This window comes from Streptomyces sp. 4F14 (assembly GCF_048159485.1).
In the GTDB taxonomy this organism is placed as follows: Bacteria; Actinomycetota; Actinomycetes; order Streptomycetales; family Streptomycetaceae; genus Streptomyces.
In genome coordinates this window covers 1-432 of sequence record NZ_JBLRVY010000144.1, presented here as the reverse complement: position 1 = coordinate 432, position 432 = coordinate 1, and the positions used below count along the sequence as shown (strand labels likewise).

The following is a 432-nucleotide window of genomic DNA, read 5'->3' as shown; positions in this document are numbered from 1 at the left end:
CCCGGAGAGCCGTCGGCACGATCCGCTGCGCCTGCTGACCGCCTACCTCACGGCCTGCGACGTGATGGAGCACCTGGGCCGGCGAGGACCCGCGGCCCGCGCGCCCCACCCCCTGATCGAGCCCCGCTTGTGGACGAGCCACGAGGCCCTCGTCCTCGACTACGAAGTCCCCATGATCCGTGCGCTGGACGACGGCCGCCGCTGGCTCGGCTCCACGCACTGGCCCTGGATCGGCGAACGGACCCGCCAACTCGACGGCGCCCACGTCGACCTCGCCGCCGGCATCGTCAACCCGGTCGCCGTGAAGGTCGGCCCGGCCATGACGCGGGAGGAGATCACCGTCCTGTGCGAACGGCTCGATCCGCTGCGCGAACCGGGCCGGCTCACCCTCATCGCACGGATGGGCGCCGACACGGTCACCGAACGGCTGCC

1 protein-coding gene is annotated in these 432 nt (G+C 72.9%); it reads left to right on the top strand.

What is annotated here, in order from left to right:
• Positions 1–432, top strand: a 432-nt coding sequence (locus tag ACLZOT_RS50035) for a 3-deoxy-7-phosphoheptulonate synthase (RefSeq protein WP_416975992.1), incomplete at both ends; no start/stop codon positions are given.